Below are 264 nucleotides of genomic sequence, written 5' to 3'. Positions count from 1 at the left end.
GCCGCTGTGCCCTGGCCCAGCTTTACAACGACCCTTTGCGCCTGCGGGCCGCCCCTCACCCTAGCCCTCTCCCCGCCTGCGGGGAGAGGGGACGAGCCTGCCTTGCCCATGGGAGAACCGAACCGGCGAACCACGTCTTTTCTCCCCGCAGGCGGGGAGAAGATGCCGGCAGGCAGATGAGGGGCTACGCCGCCCAACAAAACGGCCATGCCCTCGGTCAGCGCCGACGTGCCCTGGTCCAGCTTTACAACGACCCATTGCGCG

It is taken from the genome of Rhizobium sp. Leaf341 (assembly GCF_001424325.1).
GTDB lineage: Bacteria > Pseudomonadota > Alphaproteobacteria > Rhizobiales > Rhizobiaceae > Ferranicluibacter.
The sequence above is the reverse complement of the archived record's forward strand: the minus strand, read 5'-3'. Positions refer to the sequence as shown.